The 20,069-nt window shown below is 53.1% G+C and carries 16 protein-coding genes; 2 read left to right on the forward strand and 14 right to left on the reverse strand.

What is annotated here, in order from left to right:
• Window positions 1-258: 258 nt before the first annotated feature.
• Window positions 259-1,793, reverse strand: a protein-coding gene (locus EA26_RS01530) for an IS3 family transposase (RefSeq protein ID WP_404975831.1) whose coding sequence is annotated in 2 segments (ribosomal slippage) — window positions 259-1,340 and window positions 1,340-1,793 — 1,536 coding nt in all. Because the reading frame shifts where the segments join, the coding sequence is not laid out codon by codon here.
• Between the two features lie 199 nt (window positions 1,794-1,992).
• On the opposite strand from EA26_RS01530, the gene ompR reads away from it, so the two are divergent.
• Together ompR and envZ are read left to right on the forward strand one after the other, a co-directional pair.
• Entirely contained in the window at window positions 1,993-2,712 is a 720-nt protein-coding gene (ompR, locus tag EA26_RS01540; protein ID WP_039422689.1) for an osmolarity response regulator transcription factor OmpR, read from the forward strand.
• An 81-nt stretch (window positions 2,713-2,793) separates the two neighbouring features.
• Window positions 2,794-4,086, forward strand: a complete 1,293-nt coding sequence (gene envZ / locus EA26_RS01545; RefSeq protein WP_039422692.1) for a two-component system sensor histidine kinase EnvZ — start codon at window positions 2,794-2,796, stop codon at window positions 4,084-4,086.
• Window positions 4,087-4,152: 66 nt separating this feature from the next.
• On the opposite strand, the gene EA26_RS01550 is transcribed toward envZ, so the two are convergent.
• The 13 genes from EA26_RS01550 to EA26_RS01610 all read right to left on the reverse strand — a co-directional run bounded on the left by EA26_RS01550 (window position 4,153) and on the right by EA26_RS01610 (window position 19,921).
• A complete protein-coding gene (locus EA26_RS01550) occupies window positions 4,153-5,553 on the reverse strand; it encodes a uracil-xanthine permease family protein (protein WP_039422694.1) in 1,401 nt (466 codons plus the stop codon).
• 212 nt (window positions 5,554-5,765) lie between these two features.
• On the reverse strand, window positions 5,766-7,847 hold the full coding sequence (gene recG / locus EA26_RS01555) for an ATP-dependent DNA helicase RecG (RefSeq protein ID WP_039422696.1): 2,082 nt from the start codon (window positions 7,845-7,847) through the stop codon (window positions 5,766-5,768).
• Window positions 7,848-8,004: 157 nt separating this feature from the next.
• Window positions 8,005-8,691, reverse strand: a complete 687-nt coding sequence (gene trmH / locus EA26_RS01560) for a tRNA (guanosine(18)-2'-O)-methyltransferase TrmH (protein ID WP_039422698.1) — start codon at window positions 8,689-8,691, stop codon at window positions 8,005-8,007.
• Window positions 8,692-8,770: 79 nt separating this feature from the next.
• Window positions 8,771-10,891 carry a bifunctional GTP diphosphokinase/guanosine-3',5'-bis pyrophosphate 3'-pyrophosphohydrolase gene (gene spoT / locus EA26_RS01565; protein WP_039422700.1) on the reverse strand — a complete coding sequence of 707 codons (2,121 nt, stop codon included), beginning with the start codon at window positions 10,889-10,891 and terminating at the stop codon, window positions 8,771-8,773.
• Between the two features lie 39 nt (window positions 10,892-10,930).
• Window positions 10,931-11,203, reverse strand: a complete 273-nt coding sequence (gene rpoZ / locus EA26_RS01570; protein ID WP_039422701.1) for a DNA-directed RNA polymerase subunit omega — start codon at window positions 11,201-11,203, stop codon at window positions 10,931-10,933.
• 114 nt (window positions 11,204-11,317) lie between these two features.
• Window positions 11,318-11,941, reverse strand: a complete 624-nt coding sequence (gene gmk, locus EA26_RS01575) for a guanylate kinase (protein WP_039422702.1) — start codon at window positions 11,939-11,941, stop codon at window positions 11,318-11,320.
• A gap of 294 nt (window positions 11,942-12,235) precedes the next feature.
• The gene (locus tag EA26_RS01580) at window positions 12,236-13,450 is read right to left on the reverse strand and encodes a tetratricopeptide repeat protein (RefSeq protein WP_193244154.1); all 1,215 of its coding nucleotides are present in this window, start codon (window positions 13,448-13,450) and stop codon (window positions 12,236-12,238) included.
• Window positions 13,451-13,463: 13 nt separating this feature from the next.
• Window positions 13,464-14,096 (reverse strand): energy transducer TonB, encoded by a 633-nt coding sequence (locus tag EA26_RS01585; RefSeq protein WP_039422706.1) that lies wholly within the window; start codon window positions 14,094-14,096, stop codon window positions 13,464-13,466.
• A gap of 4 nt (window positions 14,097-14,100) precedes the next feature.
• Window positions 14,101-14,508 (reverse strand): ExbD/TolR family protein, encoded by a 408-nt coding sequence (locus EA26_RS01590; RefSeq protein ID WP_039422707.1) that lies wholly within the window; start codon window positions 14,506-14,508, stop codon window positions 14,101-14,103.
• A 72-nt stretch (window positions 14,509-14,580) separates the two neighbouring features.
• Window positions 14,581-15,108, reverse strand: a complete 528-nt coding sequence (locus EA26_RS01595) for a MotA/TolQ/ExbB proton channel family protein (RefSeq protein WP_039422709.1) — start codon at window positions 15,106-15,108, stop codon at window positions 14,581-14,583.
• Window positions 15,109-15,117: 9 nt separating this feature from the next.
• Complete coding sequence (locus EA26_RS01600) at window positions 15,118-16,479, reverse strand: MotA/TolQ/ExbB proton channel family protein (RefSeq protein WP_039422710.1); 1,362 nt, start codon at window positions 16,477-16,479, stop codon at window positions 15,118-15,120.
• The gene (locus EA26_RS01605) at window positions 16,479-17,246 is read right to left on the reverse strand and encodes a DUF3450 domain-containing protein (RefSeq protein WP_039422711.1); all 768 of its coding nucleotides are present in this window, start codon (window positions 17,244-17,246) and stop codon (window positions 16,479-16,481) included. The genes EA26_RS01600 and EA26_RS01605 overlap by 1 nt, the downstream gene beginning before the upstream one ends.
• Window positions 17,247-17,317: 71 nt before the next feature.
• The gene (locus tag EA26_RS01610) at window positions 17,318-19,921 is read right to left on the reverse strand and encodes a TonB-dependent receptor (protein WP_039422713.1); all 2,604 of its coding nucleotides are present in this window, start codon (window positions 19,919-19,921) and stop codon (window positions 17,318-17,320) included.
• Between the last annotated feature and the right edge of the window lie 148 nt (window positions 19,922-20,069).

Genomic DNA, 20,069 nt, shown 5'->3' on the forward strand with positions numbered 1-20,069 from the left:
TAAAGAGAATGTGGTGAGTTGACAACGACGGATGAAATATGTGGGGGCGCTTATTAGCCCCTTGGAGAAAAAACTGTGTGCTCGATGTGTTGCTTACGTAACCGACTTCATCGACCCGATACCAGTGGCGTTGTCGGCACTCGGCCTTCAACTTTGCAAAGCGCAGAATAGAACGGTGCTGCGACTGTGCTGTCCATCCGCAACGCAGTTTGAAGTGCGCGGTGTTTTTCAAGATAGTTGCCATCATTTGCTTGCTTATTAAGCAGCTTCTCTTTCTGGATTTAGGTGGACTTCACCAACTGGTTCACAGTTCCTGATATCACCAGGCCAGCGCTCAGGTTTTCGCTGTTTTGCTGCGAGCAATACCTCAGCTCGGCGCTTCAAGATCTCTTCATCTTTTCCATTATGACGCTCTGAAGGCGTGACATAATTTAGCTTACTGTGTTTGTGCTCGGTGTTGTACCAGCGCACGAAGGCTTCAACCCAACGTCGACTGCTGTCGAGACTTTCAAAGCCCTTTGTCGGCCAGTTTGGCATGTACTTTACCGTGCGGAACAACGATTCTACATACGGATTATCATCACTGACTCTTGGACGGCTATACGATGAGGTAATGCCTAACTCATCCATCTTCGCTTTGAACGTCAGCGACTTCATAGGCGCACCGTTATCTGAGTGAAGAACCAGCGGTTGACTGAAGCACTGCTCTCGCATCAACGTCCGCTGCAGGAGTTGTGAGGCTAACTCGCCGCACTCACGTTCATACACCTCATAACCCACGATTTTTCGGCTGTAGATGTCCTCAATGACGTACAGATAATAGTGCTGGCCTCGAACCTTTGAAGGCAAGTAAGTGATATCCCATGTGTAGACTTGATTCGAGCCTGTCGCCGTATAACTCGTTGGCTTCGCTTGTGTTTGTCTACTCCTCTGACGGCCTCGATGATGAAGTTGCCCTTGTGCACTCAGTACCCGATAATAGCTCGACTCTGAGGCGATATACTCACCTTTATCAAGCAGTGTCGGTACGATTTGAGTTGGAGGTAAGCTCGCGAACTCTGGGCGGTTACACACCTCGATAATGGCATCACGCTCTTGCTGAGAGAGCTTGTTAGCTGGCTCAGGTCTGGCACAGGTCGGTCTTTTATCCGCTTGAACCTCTCCTTGCCGATACCATCGACGATACGTTCTCAGGTCAATTTGAACCTCATAACAAGCTCGCTCTAAGCGGCAACCACTTTGCTTGGCATCGTGGATAAGAGCAATCAGGTGCTGCCTTTCATCGGTTGAGGTTAGTCGTCCTCTGGCTCTTCCCCGTAAAAGGCTATGAGCTTTTTTCGTAGAACCAACAGGGCAGCCGTTTCAGCGAGCGCCTTTTCTTTGTGGCGTAACTCCTTCCTAAGCTCTTTGATTTCAAGCTTATCCGCTTTGGCCTGCTTCTTTGCTTGTGCTTCCCGCTCTTTACTCGACATGAAGCCTTGCATACATTCGCTGCGCCAGCGTTGGACTTGCTCTGGAAACAGACCTTTTTCACGACAATATTGGCTGAGTTCATTCTCGGTCATCGAGTAAGTCTCGGCGACGATGGCGAGTTTAGTTTGAGCAGACCACTGCTCTGATGAAGTGTTGCTGTTTGGCACTGCGGCTCCTGAACGTCTGAGTTGCTGTCGCCAATGATACAGGGTTGCAGTGCTAATGCCTTCCTCTTTTGAAAGTTCGCTCACTGACATTGAGTATGGAGGCAGCAGCTTCTTCAATATGGCTTCTTTTCTTTCTGTTGGAATACGAGACACAATTCACTCTTACCGCCCTAGACTGGTTAAATTTTAACAGTGACAACTATCCTGCCAGAGGGGGTGCGCTGGCAACTCGCCTAATCTTCCACTAAAAGGTAATAAACGCTAACAATTCTTTGTGCTTAAGTGTGCGAATTGATGTTACATTTTACTCGGCCGAATTGGGTGGCGATTTTGCAGATAGGTGGACAGACAGATGCAAGAAAATTATAAAATTTTGGTGGTCGATGACGATGCTCGCTTACGGGCGCTCTTAGAGCGTTACCTTTCTGAACAAGGTTTCCAAGTGCGTAGTGTCGCCAACGGAGAGCAGATGGATCGCCTACTGACGCGCGAAAACTTCCACCTGATGGTGCTGGATCTCATGCTACCGGGCGAAGATGGCTTGTCGATTTGCCGTCGTCTGCGTAATGCCAACAACATGCTGCCTATTTTAATGCTGACCGCCAAAGGCGACGAAGTGGATCGTATTGTCGGCCTCGAAGTAGGCGCGGATGACTATCTGCCGAAGCCGTTTAACCCGCGTGAGCTCTTGGCTCGCATCAAAGCGGTGCTGCGTCGCCAAATCATCGAGCTGCCGGGCGCACCCAGCTCAGAAGAGAAAATCGTCGAATTTGGTGAGTTTCGCTTAAACCTTGGCACCCGAGAGATGTTTCGTGGCGATGAGCCGATGCCGCTCACTTCCGGCGAATTTGCCGTGCTGAAATCGCTGGTGACCAATGCGCGTGAGCCGATGTCGCGCGATAAACTGATGAATATGGCGCGTGGCCGTGAGTATTCCGCGATGGAGCGTTCCATCGATGTGCAAATCTCCCGTTTACGCCGCATGTTAGAAGAAGACCCAAGCAAACCGCGTTACATTCAAACCGTGTGGGGCTTGGGTTATGTGTTTGTCCCTGATGGCAAACAGGCCTAAAGCGCGACATAATTCACTCCACAGTCCCTGGCTTTGCCCAGGGATTGTCGTTTATTGACGTTTTATCTGCCGAGGCTTGTCATGCGAATTCGCAGTTCCTTTACTCAATCGATCCTCATCTTTGTCACTTTGCTGCTGGCCAGCCAAGTTTTCTCCTATTACGCGGTGTTTAACTACGCTTTGTTGCCCAGTTTGCAGCAGTTCAACAAAATTCTCGCCCACGAGCTCAACTTAGTGCTGGATGACAGCGGCGATCTGCACGCCAACGAGCCGCTGCGCCGCCAAGTGCTTGAGCAGCTTGGCGTGACGGTGCACCGAGAAGATAGCGAACAGGCGAAAGAGTTCGACCATGCGATGTCGATTGATCTGATGAGTGAAGAGATGAGCCAAGAGCTGGGTTCAGCAACTGAAGTGCGTCTCTTGCTGGGCAGTGAAAGTTATATTTTGTGGATGAAAATCGAAGCCATGCCCGGGTCGCTGATCCGCATTCCGCTCTCGGAGCTGCAAGAGGAAGATTTCGCGCCGCTGTTTCGTAACAGTTTGATTGCGGCGCTGCTGATCATCGCGGGTGGCTGGTTGTTTATTCGTTTGCAAAATCGCCCTTTGATTGCGCTGGAAAAAGCCGCCAAAGAGGTGGGACGCGGTGAAATTCCGCCGCCACTACCGGAGAAAGGCGCGACGGAAATTCGCGCGGTGACGCGGGCTTTCAACCAGATGTCGCGTGGTATTCAAGAGTTGGAAGCGGACCGCGCACTGCTGATGGCGGGCATTAGCCACGATTTGCGCACGCCACTGACGCGTATTCGACTCGCGACGGAGATGATGTCGCCAGAAGAGAGTTATCTCGCCGAAGGGATCATCAGCGACACCGAAGAGTGCAATGAGATCATCAGCCAGTTTATGGACTATCTAAAACCGGTCAACGCGCAATCTTTCACCCAAGTCGACATCAACACCATCGCCGGCGATGTGGCCAGCGCCGAAGGGGGCTACGAGGTGGCGATCGAAACCGCTTTTCAGCCGACGGTGCGTGATGCGTTTGGTAACCCCATTGCCATTAAGCGTGCGATCAGCAACTTGGTGGTCAACGCGCTGCGCTACGGCAACGGCTGGGTGAAAGTCAGCACCGGCATGACCGCCGACAACAAGCTGGTGTGGATCTGTGTGGAAGATAACGGCCCGGGGATCGACAAATCGCAAGTGGCGAAGCTGTTTCAACCCTTTACTCGCGGCGATACGGCGCGCGGCAGCGAGGGGACTGGGCTTGGACTGGCGATTGTTAAGCGTATTGTCAGCCAGCACCATGGCTCGGTGGTGGTCAATAACCGCAGCGAAGGCGGGCTGAAAGTGCAAATCAGTTTCCCGACGCGCTAAGCGAATTAGCTAAGTAACAACAAAACAGGGTTGCCAATGGCAACCCTGTTTTTTACCGTGATTTGGTTACTGCGCTTGGGTCGCGCTTTGTGCTTGCTCGCTCTCTTCGTCGCGCAATTTCTCTGGTAGCAGCAGATTGAGCACAATCGCAGTGATACCGCCCGCCGCGACGCCTGAGGAGAAAATACTCTTAATGAAGTCCGGCATAAATTGCAGGATTTCCGGTTTCTGCGCGATGCCTAAGCCCATCGAGAACGACAGCGCCATGATCAAAATCGCGCGGCGATCAAGGTCGATGCGAGAGATGATGCGCACCCCAGCCGCGGCAATGGTGCCGAACATCACAATGGTCGCGCCGCCGAGAACCGGTTCAGGGATTAACTGCACAAAGCTGGCTACGCCCGGGAACAGCCCCAGTAGCACCAACATGCCGGCAATAAAATAACCCACATAACGGCTGGCTACGCCCGTCAGCAAGATCACGCCGTTGTTTTGGCTAAACGTCGAGTTGGGGAAGCTGTTAAACACCGCCGCCAGCGCCGAGTTAAGGCCATCGGCCAGAACGCCGCCTTTGATGCGCTTCATGTACACTGGGCCTTTGACTGGTTCGCCAGAAACTTCTGAGGTGGCGGTGATGTCGCCGATCGCTTCCAGTGCAGTGATAAAGAAAATCAGCACCAGAGGAATGAACAGTGACCAGTCGAAACTCAGGCCAAACTGCATCGGAATGGGTAGGGCAATCAGGTCGGTTTCTGCTTGTTGATGGATGTTGACCATGCCCATAACGTAGGCCATCAGGTAGCCGACAAACATCGCGATCACGATCGATGCGACGCGGATGTAAGGGTTTTTCGCGCGGTTAAGCAGCACAATCAAACCGAGCACGGTGCCCGCCAGCGCCAGTTTGTCTAGGCTGCCAAAAGTGCCATCGCCCAGCGCCGCATAGCCGCCGCCCATCGACACTAACCCGACTTGGATCAGGGTTAAACCAATCAGAGTCACCACAATGCCCGAGACCAATGGCGTGATCACGCGGCGTGCGTATTCCAACACGCGTGATAGCAAAATTTCCGCAAAGGAGGCGACCAAAATGGTGCCAAAAATCGCCGCCATCATGGTTTCCACGTTCGCCCCGCCCGCTTTCAAAGAGAGGCCCGCAGCGATGATTGGGCCAAGGAAGTTAAAGCTGGTGCCTTGTACCGAGAGCAAGCCTGAGCCAATCGGGCCAAAGGTGCGGATTTGAATAAAAGAGGAGAGGCCAGAGGCAAACAGCGACATGCTGATGATAGTGTTGGTCTGCTCGGCAGAGACGCCAAGGGCCTGACAAATAATCAGCGACGGTGTTATCACCGCAACGAACATCGCCAGTAAATGTTGCAAGGCGGCGAACAGCGTTTGTGGCAGTGGTGGACGGTCATTGAGTTGATAAACTAAATCGTGTTTACGCGTGTTGTGTGGCGTTGTCATCTTGCTTCCTAATTTTATCAAAAGCTTAGCGCTCGCTGAATGGGAGGCTAAGTGGAACTGATCACGTGCTCTGTGATTGCTGTTACTCAGAAATCAGTTCGGTTTGGAGGTGTGTGAGATCACAAATTTTGAGCGGCATTATAGGGCGATTATTCTAAAAAGCAATCGTTTGCCTTGGTGGTTGGCAAATACGCAGACACGCCAAAGCACGATTAGGCTTTGGCGTAAACGTCGCGCTCACCTAGCCAGCGCTCAATGATCGCGGCGGCATTTTGCGGATATTGCTGATGAATAAAGCGGGCGGCGCGTTGTACCTCTGGGATAAGTCGTTGATCGCGCACCAGATCGGCAATTTTAAACTCGGCGAGGCCGGTTTGCTTGGTGCCAAGCAGCTCACCGGGGCCGCGAATTTCCAAGTCGCGCTGGGCAATGACAAAGCCATCGTTGCTTTCGCGCAGTACGCCAAGGCGTTTTTGCGCGGTTTTGGACAGCGGCGCGTGATACAGCAGCACGCAGTGGCTGGCGACCGAGCCTCGACCAACACGTCCGCGCAGCTGATGTAGCTGCGCCAAGCCAAGGCGCTCGGGGTTTTCAATGATCATCAGGCTGGCGTTGGGCACGTCCACGCCAACTTCAATGACCGTGGTGGCGACCAGCAGGTGCAGCTCATTGTTTTTAAAAGCGTGCATTACCGCTTGCTTGTCGGCTGGTTTCATCCGGCCATGCACTAAGCCGATTTTCACCTCGGGCAATTTTCGTTGCAGCTCTTCGGCGGTATCGGCGGCCGCTTGCGCTTCCAGCACTTCCGATTCATCAATCAAAGTACAAACCCAATACGCCTGTTTGCCTTCCTGGAGGCAGGCATGGCGAATGCGTTCAACGATGTCGTCGCGCTTGGTGTCAGGAATCGCCACGGTTTGGATCGGTGTGCGTCCGGGCGGCAGCTCATCGATCACCGAGGTTTCCAAATCGGCGTAAGCCGTCATGGCGAGCGTGCGCGGAATCGGGGTCGCGGTCATGATTAACTGGTGCGGATATGCCCCTTGTTTAGCGCCTTTCTCGCGCAGCTCCAAACGCTGGTGGACACCAAAACGGTGCTGCTCGTCGATGATAACTAAAGCAAGGTGATGAAACGTCACCTGTTCTTGGAACAATGCGTGCGTGCCGACCACCATCTGCGCTTCACCGCTGGCAATGCGCGCCAACTCGCTTTCACGGGCTTTGCCTTTGAGCTTGCCCGCCAGCCAGCCGACTTGGATACCCATGGCGGCAAACCAGTTGGCAAAGTTGATGGCGTGCTGCTCGGCGAGCAGTTCGGTCGGCGCCATCAGCGCGACCTGGTAGCCGTGCTCGATCGCGCGCACAGCGGCGAGCGCCGCGACTAAGGTTTTGCCGGAGCCGACATCGCCTTGCACCAAGCGCATCATTGGGTGGTTTTTCTCTAAGTCCGCCTCAATTTCGCGCACCACCCGCGCTTGTGCCTTAGTCGGTGAAAAAGGCAGTTGCGCTAACAACTGGTTTTTGAGCCTGTCGACCGGGGCGAGCGGCAGAGCGACATCTTGTTGCCCTTTACTACGCACCGCCAGCATCGAGAGATTTTGTGCCAGCAGCTCTTCCATAATGAGGCGAATTTGCGCCGGATGTTTCCCTTGGTCAAACTGCTCTAAGTCGATGGATGGCGGTGGGCGATGGATGATGTGTAGCGCTTGGCCGAGCGTCAATTGCTGATCGTACAGACCGGGTGGCAGCAGTTCGCTGACTGCGCTTTTGTCGAGCAGCGCTAGCGCTTGATCGGTTAAATTACGTAAGGTGATTTGCCTTAAGCCATCGGTAGTGGGGTAAACGGGCGTGAGGCTCTGTTCCACATCGGGTTTTTGCGCGGGGGTGAAAAATTTGTAATCGGGATGAACAATTTCCAGCCCCATATTGCCGCGCTTTACCTCGCCATAAGCGTGCACTAACTTACCGTCACTAAAGTTGTTTTTCATCGCCGCGGTGAAGTTAAAAAAGCGCAGGGTGATGGTGCCATTGCCATCGCTGATTTTCACCGTGAGCATTTTGCGTTTGCCAAACAGGGTATCGACCTGCATCACCTTGCCTTGTACCGACGCCCACAGCCCGGCGTGCAGTTTGACGATCGGGTAAATACGGGTGCGATCTTCATAGCGCAGCGGCAGGTGAAACAGCAGATCCTGCACCGTGCGCAAACCGACTTTCTCCAGTTTTTCCGCCACTTTCGCACCCACGCCACTGAGTGAGGTTAGCGGGATGGCAGATAACAGTTGCGCAGACATAATGGCCTCAAGGCAATGATAAGCATAGTGTTATGTTAACCACTTGGCTGTGTTTTTGTACAGGGGAAATATGCTTTAGAAACTAGGAAACTAGGAAACTAGGAAACTAGGAAACTAGGAAACTAGAAAACTAGGAAGCTAGAAAACTAGAAAATACCTACTTTCTTTGCATCTCGGCCCACCACTGCTCATCAGCGACGATTTGGCCTGTATCATCAAGCGCTGGATAAGCGAGCCCTTTGCGTTTGGCGACTTTCGCCAGCACCGGATGGCCGCGTTCAAATAGGATGCGGTTGATCGTCTGGGCGTCGATGCTGCTGGTCTCGCGCTGATACATCCCAGCGGCTTCGCGTTGGCGCTGTGCTTCATAAAGTATCACCGCGCACGCCACCGACACGTTGAGCGATTGCACCATACCAACCATCGGGATGATGATGTCTTGATCGGCGAGTGCTTTGGCTTGTTCGGACACGCCGATTTTTTCGCTGCCGAGAATAATCGCGGTCGGCTTGGTGTAGTCGATTTGGCGAAAATCCACTGCTGTTTCGGAAAGGTTGGTCACCAGCACCTGCATGCCTTGCGCTTTCAGTTCGCCAACGGCGTCGGCGATCGAATCGTGGGTATCGACTTCGATCCAGTTGCGTGCGCCTGCCGAGGTATTTTTCAGCGTTTTCATCTGTTCGGTTGGCCACACCGCGTGCACTTTGTGCAGGCCGGTGGCATCGGCCGAGCGGATAATCGCCGAGACGTTATTGGGTTTGTGCACTTCTTCAAGGCAGAGGGTGAGGTCGGTTTGGCGCGCTTTGAGCACCTGCTGGATTTTTTGGTAGCGTTCTAAATTCATGCGATAGACGATGGTTGGATAAAATAAAAAGCCCTTGAAACCGGGATTTCAAGGGCCATGAGTTGAGCCGCTTTGTCGATCAGTTCTTTCTTCGACGCACTCGCGAACATGAAGGCATCACTCGGATTTTCTTCATAATTCCAGCTAAGTGGACGCGATCTTTGGTGGTCAGCAATACGGTCACGGTGTACAAACGGCCATCGCGCTCTTCGGTCGAGAGGCCATGAATGTTGGAACCGGTTTTCGAGATCACATTGGTCAGCTCGGCCAACGCGCCTTGGTGGTTTTGCATGTCCACTTTCAGCTCGGCGATGAACTCTTGATCGTAATCCTCGGACCAAGCGACCGCCATGTACTTATCCGGCTCGCGTTGATAGCCGCGTACGTTTGGACACGTCTCGCGGTGCACCACCAAACCACGCCCTGGTGAGACATGGGCGATGATCGAATCGTCCGGGATCGGATGACAACAGTTGGCGAAGGTCAGCAATAACCCTTCCGAGCCACGGATCGGCAGCTTTTTCTTCGGCTTGCCTTCCGGCGTCGCGACTTCGGTCAGCTCATCGGCATCCCCCAGTAGACGACGGGCAATCACGATGCTCATGCGCTCGCCAAGGCCAATCGCGGCCAGCAAGTCGTCGAGAGAAGCGATTTTCAGATCGCTCAACACGTGCTCCATATTTTCCGGGCTGATGTCACTGAGTGAGTGCTCACCCAAAGCGTGATTGAGCAGGCGGCGACCTAAGGTGATCGACTCTTCACGGCGCATGGTTTTCAGCACTTGGCGAATCTTAGTGCGAGCACGGGAAGTCACCACATAGTTGAGCCAAGCGGCGTTGGGTCTTGCCCCCGGCGCACTGATGATCTCGATCGTCTGGCCGTTTTTCAGCGCTTTGCTCAGTGGGTACGGATTGCGATCGACGCGTGCGCCAACGCAGGTGTTGCCGACATCGGTGTGCACGGCATAGGCAAAGTCCACCGCGGTGGCGCCTACTGGCAACTCGACGATGCGACCCTTCGGCGTAAAGACGTAAATCTCATCGGGGAAAAGATCGGATTTGACGTTTTCGATAAATTCAAAAGAGTTGCCCGCGCTTTGCTGCAGCTCAAGTAGGCTCTGCATCCAGCGCTGCGCTTTGACTTGTGCGGTAGTGCCGGTGCGATCGCCGTTGCCTTTGTAAGACCAATGCGCCGCGACCCCTTTATCCGCCATTTGATCCATGTCTTCGGTACGGATTTGCACTTCGACGGGCACGCCGTGCGGGCCGACCATGGAGGTGTGCAGCGACTGATAGCCGTTGGCCTTGGGAACGGCGATGTAATCTTTCATCCGGCCCGGGCGAGGCTTGTACAGGCTGTGCACTTGGCCGAGCACGCGATAACAGGTGTCGGCGGTGTCGACCACCACGCGAAAGGCGTAGATGTCCATGATGGTGTGAAAGCGCTGCTCTTTGGTTTTCATCTTGTTGTAGATGGAGAACAGGTTCTTCTCACGACCGAGCACACGTGCATTGAGCCCGACATCTTGCAGGCGGCCTTCAATCTCTTTGTGAATGCGCTGGATCATCTCTTTACGGTTGCCACGTGCCGATTTCACCACTTCTTTCAATACGCGATAGCGGTTCGGGTACAAGGCTTCAAAACCCAGCTCTTCCAGCTCCGTTTTGATGTTGTGAATACCCAATCGGTGGGCCAGCGGGGCGTAGATTTCCAGTGTTTCCCGAGCAATACGGCGTTTTTTGTCTGGGCGCAGAGCGCCGAGCGTGCGCATATTGTGGGTGCGGTCAGCCAGTTTGATCAGAATGACGCGGATATCCTGCACCATGGCCAGAACCATCTTGCGAAAGTTCTCAGCTTGAGCCTCTTTGCGATCGCGAAATTTAAGCTTATCCAGCTTAGAAACCCCATCCACCAGTTCAGCCACGGCTTGGCCAAATTTGGCTTCAAGATCTTCTTTGCTGACATCGCAATCTTCGATCACATCGTGCAGCAGCGCTGCTTGCAATGTTTCGAGATCCAGACGCATTTCGGCCAAAATTCGCGCCACAGCGACGGGGTGGATGATATAAGGTTCACCGCTAGAGCGGGTTTGCCCTTCATGGGCATCTCTCGCTACCACATAAGATTGACGCAGAGCCTCGATTTGAGGCTCTGTAAGATATTCTTGGGCAACGTCTTTGAGGCTATCGAATAGATACAAATTATGGGCCCGGAAGGTTGTGTGTTGCTAAACGCGGAATTAACGGTTGTGAGCGATGCTGCTAACCGCCGCCAGTTCTGCTGCTTCTTGTTCTTGCTGCTCTTGACGCTCACGGGCATCAAGAACTTCTTTTGTGATAAGACCTTCTTCGATTTCGCGCAGGGCGATAACGGTGGTTTTATCATTCTCTTCCGGCACCAGTGAATCTTTACCGCCAGTTTGCATTTGACGAGCGCGGCGAGCCGCAATCAGAACTAGGTCGAAACGGTTGCCAACTTTTTCAACAGCGTCTTGAACAGTTACGCGTGCCATGAGAACTCCAGATTAGTTAACTAAATTTTGAATGACGAGAAAGTATACAAGCTCTCCGTTCCTAGTGTCCAGTTTCTACCCGCGTGGGCGCACCGTAACACTAAGGTTGGGGGCTTATTCCGCTAAAAGCGCTTCAAGCATACCGCTATATTTAGCAGCTTGTTTGTCTTGCTTCAATCTTTCTGCCCGGAGGATGGCTTTAAAATCCACCAAAGCAGTATCGAAATCATCGTTGACGATCAAATAGTCGTATTCGTTGTAGTGGGAAATTTCCGATTTCGCCTCAGCCATGCGTTTGGCGATCACCGCTTCGCTGTCTTGGCCACGCGTATTTAAGCGTCTTTCCAGCTCACCGTTGGACGGCGGCAGAATAAAGATGCTTTTCGCCGCTGGCATTTGGGCGCGAATTTGTCGTGCGCCTTGCCAGTCGATGTCGAGGAAAACGTCGATGCCTTTGTCGAGCGTACGTTCGATCCAAACGCGAGAGGTACCGTAGTAGTTACCAAACACTTCGGCGTACTCCAGAAATTCCCCTTGCTCGATCAGCGCTTCAAAGTGCTCTTTTTCCACAAAATGGTAATGCACCCCATCTTGCTCGCCAGGGCGCATGCCACGCGTGGTGTGCGAGACCGAGACTTTCATCGCGTAGGTTGGGTTTTTTTCCAACATCGCGGAGATTAAGCTTGATTTACCTGCGCCGCTTGGGGCGGAAACGATATAAAGAGTACCTTTACCCATCTGTTTTGGTCCACATTTGGTTGGATTGAAAGCTGATCGGGAAAATCGGCTATTAATAAAGATAGCACCAGCCTAGCAGCGTGACCGATTGGTTACTTTTAGGCCAGAAAAATGGAGGCGAAGAGTATCACGATCCGCTATCGGTTGCCAGTTGATATTGGTGCGCCTGATTGTGCGCGAAAAGCGCTCCGTCGGGAGAAAAAAGGGGAAGACAAGCTTCCCCAGACGTGCGACTGACTCACACTAAACCTCAATACTCGGCCTTCGCCGCAAGGCTTGGGCCGGGCATTCAAGTCATCCTTGGCTGGCCAGATAAGTGATCCAAGGGCTAACCACTTGGCGCATCTTCTCTGACTCGGCGGCACTTCTCATTGAGCGCAGCGCATTGAGCGCGTCGTTCATTTCGAAGTAGGCCATGCCGCGCACATAATCGAGTTCTGCTTTCTGCTCCGCTTTGGCATCAGCGGCAGGTTGCTGAGTAAACTCGGTAATGCTGGCGTACTGTTTGTTTTGCAACATCAGGCGCGCAATGCGGATCTGGCTGCTGGCCGTTGGCGCGAGCGCATACGCCTCTTGATACGCGCTGATCGCTTTGTCCAGCTCTTTCGCTTGTTGCCAGAAGCTGGCTAGGCGATCGAGGTTTTCCTGATTGCGGGTGATGTTGCCTTTCTCCATCTCGCTTTGCAGCACTTTCGCGGCGCGATAAGGGATGTTTTGATAGGCGAGAAAGTTCACTAAGCGTAGGTACTCTTTCTCTTCTTCAAACAAGCCTTGTTTGTACGCCATTTCCAACGCGGCCAACGCATTGCGATCTTGATTCAGCTCTTGGTAGGTGCCGGAGAGTTGCATCCAGTAACGCTTTTTCTGCGGATAGAGGGTGGTTAAGGTTTTGAGCACCGACGCCACCTCGTTTAGCTGCCCCAGCTCGTGATACGAGGCCATCAGCAGCATGTACCAAGTCTCGCTCGGGCTTTTACTCATGCTGATCGCTTGCTTGAGTGGTGCGATGGCGTTTTTGTAGTCGTCCATCTGCACATAGGCACTGGCTAAGGTGATGTAAGCGTGTGCTTGCGGTTTTTCTTCGCTGGTTTTACCGATCTCAAACCAAGCTTTCATCGTCTCAACCGATTGCGCGTACTTATCCTCGGCTAAATACAACTGGGCTAAGCTGTAGCGCACTTGCTGCGCCACGGGTACGGGCAAGGCATCAAGCTTAAGCGACTCAGCAAAATATTTCGCCGCGTTGCTGTAATCACTTTGCAGTGAGTACAAAAAGCCGGTTTGTTGCAATAGTACCGCGCGGTCGTACTGCTTGGTGGTGCCCTCTAGCGTGTCGGTGAGCTTTTCCAATGCCGCTGGGTATTTTTCAGTGGCGATCAGCTCCTGCACTTTATTGACAATGCGGAAGGTGCGGTCGGCCAGCTGCGGCGCTTCTTTTGCCTGAGCGGGTGCAAGCGCTGCACCCGCCACTAAGGTCACAGAAGCCAGCACACTGGTGAAGGATTTCATCATGGTGGACTCCTTAGTTGATTGAGAACTCGATCTCTTGCGCCATGCGCGAGCTAACGGCTTTGCCATCGACCATTTTCGGCGTGAAGGTCCATTTAGCGACAGTTTTACGTGCCTCTTTGCCTAAATCGAGACGGCGTGGATCTTCTTCGAGGATCTTGATGTCTTCCACTGCGCCATGTTCGTTGACGGTGAATTCCAGCAATACCTTGCCTTTTTCCAGACCCGCTTTGGCGGCTTTACGCGGCATTTGCGGTTGGAAGGTCGCTCTGGGTACTGGGCCGCTGTTGCCCGCGATTTGCGAACCGCCTCCTTGTGAATAGTGGCCGAGAATCGATCCGCCAGTGACGTTCACTGGAAGGTCGAGTTTGGGCATATCCATCGGGATCTGTTCCATCACCGGCTTGACCGTCGACGTCACCTTCATTTCTGGCGGTGGCGGCGGGCGTTTCGGTGGTGGCGGTTTCGGCAGTTCGCGTTTTTTCTCCTGTACTTTTTCTTCGGGTTTGACGCGAATGAAATCGACCATGCGCAGATCGTCATTCGACGCCAGCTCGTGGCGCTCTTTATTTACCAGCTTGTCCATCCCCCAGAAGAGTCCGAGGGAGACAACGAGCGCCAGTGCAATGGAGGCCAGATAACGCATAGGCTTAATCCTTGTTGGTCGCAGCAATCGAGATGTTTGCCACACCGGCCATTCTTATCTGGTCCATCACTTTCACCACCACGCCCGCGTTGGCTTCTTCATCCGCTTGGATGACCACCGCGCCATCTGGGCTTTCGGCACGCAGACGTTCAACGTTGGCGCGCACCGCATCGACTTCAACGCGACGTTTGTCAATCCAGACATCGCCCGCCGCGCCGACCGCGACCATGATGTTGCCTTTTTTGACTGTTTGCGCTGAGTTGGCGCTGGGACGATTCACATCAATCCCCGCCTCTTTAACAAAGGATGTCGTAACAATAAAAAAGATCAACATGATGAAAACGATGTCGAGCATCGGCGTCATATCGATCGCCATTTCATCGCTGTTGTCGTTGCTATAGCGTCTTTTCATGACCTATACCTCTAATTCCGTTTATGAGCACAGGTGCCATCGCGCGTTGCTCGCGGCCATGGCGACCCTACACTAGGCAATATGTTTGAGCTTATCTTCCAACTTTTGCGTGGTGACTTTGGCTAAGTGATCCAGACGCGTACTGAAAAACAGTCCGGATAACGACGCCACCATGCCCGCAAGGGTTGGAATGGTTGCCTTTGAGATCCCCGATGCCATAGCACGAGGGCTTCCTGTACCGACGATGGCCAAAATGTCGAAAACCTGAATCATACCCACCACAGTGCCAAGCAGGCCAAGTAGCGGACAGAGGGCGATCAGCACTTTGATGATCGGCAACCCTTTTTTGTTTTCGATGTCCTGTTTGGAGACAATCTCCTGACGGATCATTTTGGCGTTCCAGCTTTTGTGGTCTTCGCGTCCTGACCAGATAGCGACGGCTTTTTTCATCGCCCGTGGAGCCACGGCAACGAAATAAAACCAACGCTCAAGCAGCACGACCCACAGCATGAAACTGAGGACAAAGATAGCGACCAATACATCGCCACCCATGCCTAAAAATCGTCTGATGGAGTCTAACTCTTCAATTAACCACCACATGGCGCCTCCTTAGCGCTGCTCCGCGTGCAGTCTTTCCTGATAGCGTGCGATGAAGCCAGCGCTTTGCTCTTCCAGCATCTGTACCAGACGACGCCCTTTGCTGTGTACCAGGGTGTAGAGGAACAGCAGTGGAATGGCGACAACCAGACCAAGCATGGTGGTGACCAGCGCTTCGGAAATGCCGCCCGCCATCAGTTTTGGATCGCCAGTACCAAACAGCGTGATGGCTTGGAAGGTGCCGATCATGCCCATGACGGTACCCAGTAGGCCAAGCAGCGGCGCGACGGAGGCAAACAGCTTGATAGAGCCGATAAAGCGTTCGATTCGTGGTGCGTTGCGCAAAATGATTTCGTCCAGCTTGGCTTCCAGATCTTCGAGGTTATCCCCTTGGTGTTCTTGGTAAGCTTGGATCACTTCACCGAGCGGGTTGCCCGGGATCACCGCATCCGACTTCGCTTGGCGACGCATTTTGCCACCCAATACCAGCAGGCGCAGGTAAGAGAAGAGGCCGATGAGAGCGCCAATCAAGCCCATGCCTAGAATCACGTAACCGACGATGCCGCCTTGGTCAATGCGCTCTTGCACGGTTGGGCTTTGTACCAAGAGTGAAAGGATCACCCCGCGTGATGGGTCAATAAACAGTGGCTCGTAGCTGGCAGAGGCTTGCTCAAAGCCGGCTACCAAGCCGGTGATGTTGGCACCGGGCTGACGAGAGAGCTCTTCGAATTTGCCAGTTTGCGGCACGTAGGTGACATATTTTCCATCAGCAATCGCGTTAAATTCGCCGACTAAAGTGACATCACGCACTGCTTCGTTACCTTCGCCATACACCACGGTCGCTGGGGCGGTTGAGGTTTCACCGGAAATAATGATCTGCTGCAAAATGGTGTGCCAGAAGGCTTCGAGTTCTTCGGTGGAAGGCAACTCTTTACTTTCGGCCAGCTTGGTCAGCAAAGCCTCACGCGCAGGAAACTGCACCGCGTTTTGCGAGGCATTAAACAGCCCCTTAAATTCGCCCGCGTATTGGCGCACCACGCCAAACATTTCACCCAGTGTGCCTGAGCGCTGACGCAGTGTTTCGCTCAGTTCAGTGAGTTTTTTGTCGTTGTTGTCAAAAGTGACTTTGAGCTGTTCGCCCAGTGCCGTTTCGGCTTTGAGCTGCGCTTTAGCTTGCTTGAGCAACTCGGCTTGTTGGTTGCGATCGGCAAGAAAGGCTTGCTCGCGCGCTTTGTTTTCTTTTGATTCAACGATGCTTTCCGATTTCACCTCTTTGAGCAGATCGTTGAGTGATTTGGCGCTGTCAGCGTGCGCAGCTCCTGCCATGAGTAAGCTTGCCAATAGGGCCGCGGCGATGGTTTTGAATCCTTTCATTATTTATTCTCCCCAGCGTAGACAGGCAGTTTGATCAGTGATGGTGGCGCCTGTTTCTTAGCAATACGGATCCCTTGCTGAACCGCAAGGCGGTAGCTTTCCGGCAGTTGTTCCCATTGGCGGGTCTGTTGGTTCCACATGCCAGTTTCAATGCCGTCTGGAGATTGGAACAAAAGCGCAGTACGGCCGATGCGTAGGAAGTCGTAAGTCACCACTTCGCCGCCGCGATCAAGGCTGGCTTTGTATGATTCAATTGAGCGCGAAAAGCCCTCTTCTATTTGGTAGGCTTCCATCACTTTACGGAATTTTTCCGAGGTGGTGACGTCGGCGCGGTCCATCAATTCGCGCAATTCGTTGATGCGCTTGCGACGCTCTTTGCTTTGGAAAGGCAGATCAAGCGTGACGAAATCGTCCAGTGCGTCGATCATCTTGAGGGTCAGAGGCACCACTTCCATCGCGGTTTGATCAATCTGAGCGATCTGTCGATTGAGTGAGTCCAGTTCGCTCTGTTGCGACTGAACCATGCGGTTGATCTGCTCGTTGTAGACTTTCATGCTGTCGACTTGGCGCATGATGGCTTTGTACTCTGCCAGCATCGCTTCGGTGTTGTCGGCGTAGCTGTCGATTTTTTGTTGTGAGGCTTGTGCGGCTTTGTTACTACCCGCTTGGGTGGAAATTACGCTGCCTGAGTCAGCGGCCAACGCGCTGCCACTTATGGTCAGCATCGCGGCGGTGAGTGCACTTACGCCAAATTCCTTTAACGTCATGGTTGCATCCTTTCGTGTTTTGTCAGTCGAAAAGGGCGCGGGAAACTCCCGCGCCAAATGGGTGAGTCTGGTTAGAAGTCGTAAGATGCTTCTACGTAGACTTGACGGCCAATCGGATCATCGTACTCATCCGCGTAAAACGGTGAAGTATCGCTCAATGGATCCTTTGGCGGCTCTTTGTCGAACAGGTTGATGATGCCCAGCGTCACACGGCCACTTTCGTTAAACTGATACGAGGTGGTCAGGTTCCAAGTGGTCATGCTCGAAATCTTAGTTTCGTAGCCCGCTTTTTTGGCAGCATCACAGCTTTCGAAGTAGTAGCCGTTGGCGAAGCCTGAACACATCTTGTCACGATACTTACCGAACAGGTTGACGTTGACATCTTGATACGCCCAGCCTAGGTTCAAGGTCGCGGTGTATTCAGGCATGTATTCCATCTCGTCTTTGACCGGCTCTGAACTGCTCTCTTGGTATTCCGCTTTGAGCAGCTTAGTGACCGAGACTTTGCTTGAGAAAGAACCCATGTCGTTGGTGTCGTAGGCGTAGCTGACCGACACATCGATACCTGAACGGGTTTCAAACGCTTGGTTGACCGGGCCGTAGATCACTTTGTCAATCGTGCCGTCTGGATTACGGATCACCTGCGTACCTGGGTACTTGCTCGGGTCGTTGATCACGTCTTGATAACTCGGCGCTTTAACCACGTCTTCCATCTTGATGTGATACCAGTCGACGGTTAGACCAAGATCGTCAACAGGCTCCCACGCCAAACCAAGGTTGATGTTGGTGCTGGTCTCTTCTTTCAGCTCGGAGTTTGGACCGTTGACCGTATCAAAGTGTTGAGTCGAACATTCTGGAATATTCTCATCTGGGCCTGTGCCGCCAGCAGAGGCACACAGCACTGGGTCAAAACCAGAGCCAAAGCCACGCGTCTCATCACCGAACAGACGTTTCAAGTCGGGTGCGCGGAAACCTAAACCGTAGCTACCACGCAGCAGTAGGGTGTCGGTTGGACGATACGCCAGCGAGACTTTCGGCGTGAACGCACCGCCAGTGGCGGAATCATCAAAGTAGTGGTCGTAACGGCCAGCCACAGTCAGTTCCAACTCTTCTAAAATTGGGATCAGCAGCTCCGCGCCAAGACCAATTTGGTCACGATCGCCACCGCCGGAAGTGCCGCCAAGGCCGGAGAAACCCGCAGCTGCGGTCACAGCATCGGTTTTCTCGTTGTAGTCGGTGCGGTTCCATTCGCCGTAGACGGAGAAACCGGACATGCCTGCTGGCATTTCAAACAGTTCGCCCGCGATGGAGCCATTGATGGTGTAAAGTTTAGAGTACGCTTCTTTGCTTGACGTACCCGTATATTTGGCAACATTTTCCGCTGAGATAGTATCCAGCAGGTCGATTTCGCCGTTTTGCACCGCTTGATCCATAGTGGTGTACACCGCCGGATTGTCGGTATCGACGTTTTGCTGTGAGAAGCTGGCGTACAGTTCCCAGTCATAGGCGTCAGCAAGTAGGCCAGTCAGACCCGCCGTTACACCAAATGCGGTCGCTTCGGTATTGCTCTCACGTGGGCCAAATTCGACCAAACGACGAGTGTATTCACCTTCGCCGCGGTTCACACCATTAACAGTGTGTGTCGCGTCCACTTCAACCGAGTAAGGGTTGGGCTCGAAGAGTGACTCGGTGGATTTGTAGCTAAAACGTGCCTCTGCCATGGCGGTCAAGTTATCGTCGATATCTTTCTCACCGCGCAACAACAGATCAGCCTGCTTGTTTTCTGGCTTCAATGTACGGTATGCCGAGCGGTTGACGCCACAACGGCCACGAGACAGTTCCACGGCCGCATCACCGACCACTTCTTTACACGATTTACCGATATCGGCGGGTGTCAGCGTGGCAGAGCCGTCTTTCGGATAGAAGTTGGCGCCGTAGCTTGAGTAACCACTGAATGCCGAGCGATCGGAACCGTCGTCACCAGCCCAACTACGATCTTTTTGCATCAGCATTTCGTTGCTGGCTAACTGGGCGACAAACAGAACGCGCGTGTCGTCCATGTCTTTACCCGCGACGATGTCGACACGACCATTTTGGTAGCCGCCTTCGGTGGCGTCGCCGTAACGCGCTTTGACCGATACGCCATCAAAGTCTTTCTTCATGATGAAGTTGACCACCCCACCAATCGCATCCGAGCCGTAGATCGCTGAACCGGAGTCGGTCATCACTTCGACACGTTCAATCGCCGCAATCGGGATCTGACCGATGTCTTGGAAATTGGATACGCCGTTCTCTGCCAGCGGATACTGCGGCATACGGCGACCGTCAATCAGGATCAGTGTGCGAGAGGCACCTAGGCCACGCAGGTTGACCGACTGGGCCGCAGGCGTAAAGGAGAAGGAGTTGGTTTGTGCCAACGCGCCGCCCGTGTTTTGCGTCAAGCTGTTGAGGATATCTTGCGCGCTGTTAAATCCTTTCGCCGCAATATCCTTGCTGGTGATGACAGTGACAGGTGACGGACCTTCCATCTGCGTGGTTGAGATCCGCGAACCCGTGACTTTCATCTTCTGTAGTTGCTCAACTTGCTGCTCTTCTGCAAAAGCGAGTGGTGACAGCGACGCTGTTCCTAGGGCAAGACTGATCGCAACCGATAAGGCTGTTGTGTTTTTGTACATCCTTGTTGCTCCGTTTTCATTATTTCCTATGTTTTGTGGTCTAAAAATGACCAAATGTGACGTTAATGTTTCGTTAACGTTGCGCGAAAGATATACATGATGTGGATTTTAGAAGTCAAACCAGTGAGATTGGCGGGGTGTAAGCTGT

Origin of the sequence: Vibrio navarrensis, assembly GCF_000764325.1 — a bacterium.
GTDB classification, from domain to species: Bacteria; Pseudomonadota; Gammaproteobacteria; order Enterobacterales; family Vibrionaceae; genus Vibrio; species Vibrio navarrensis.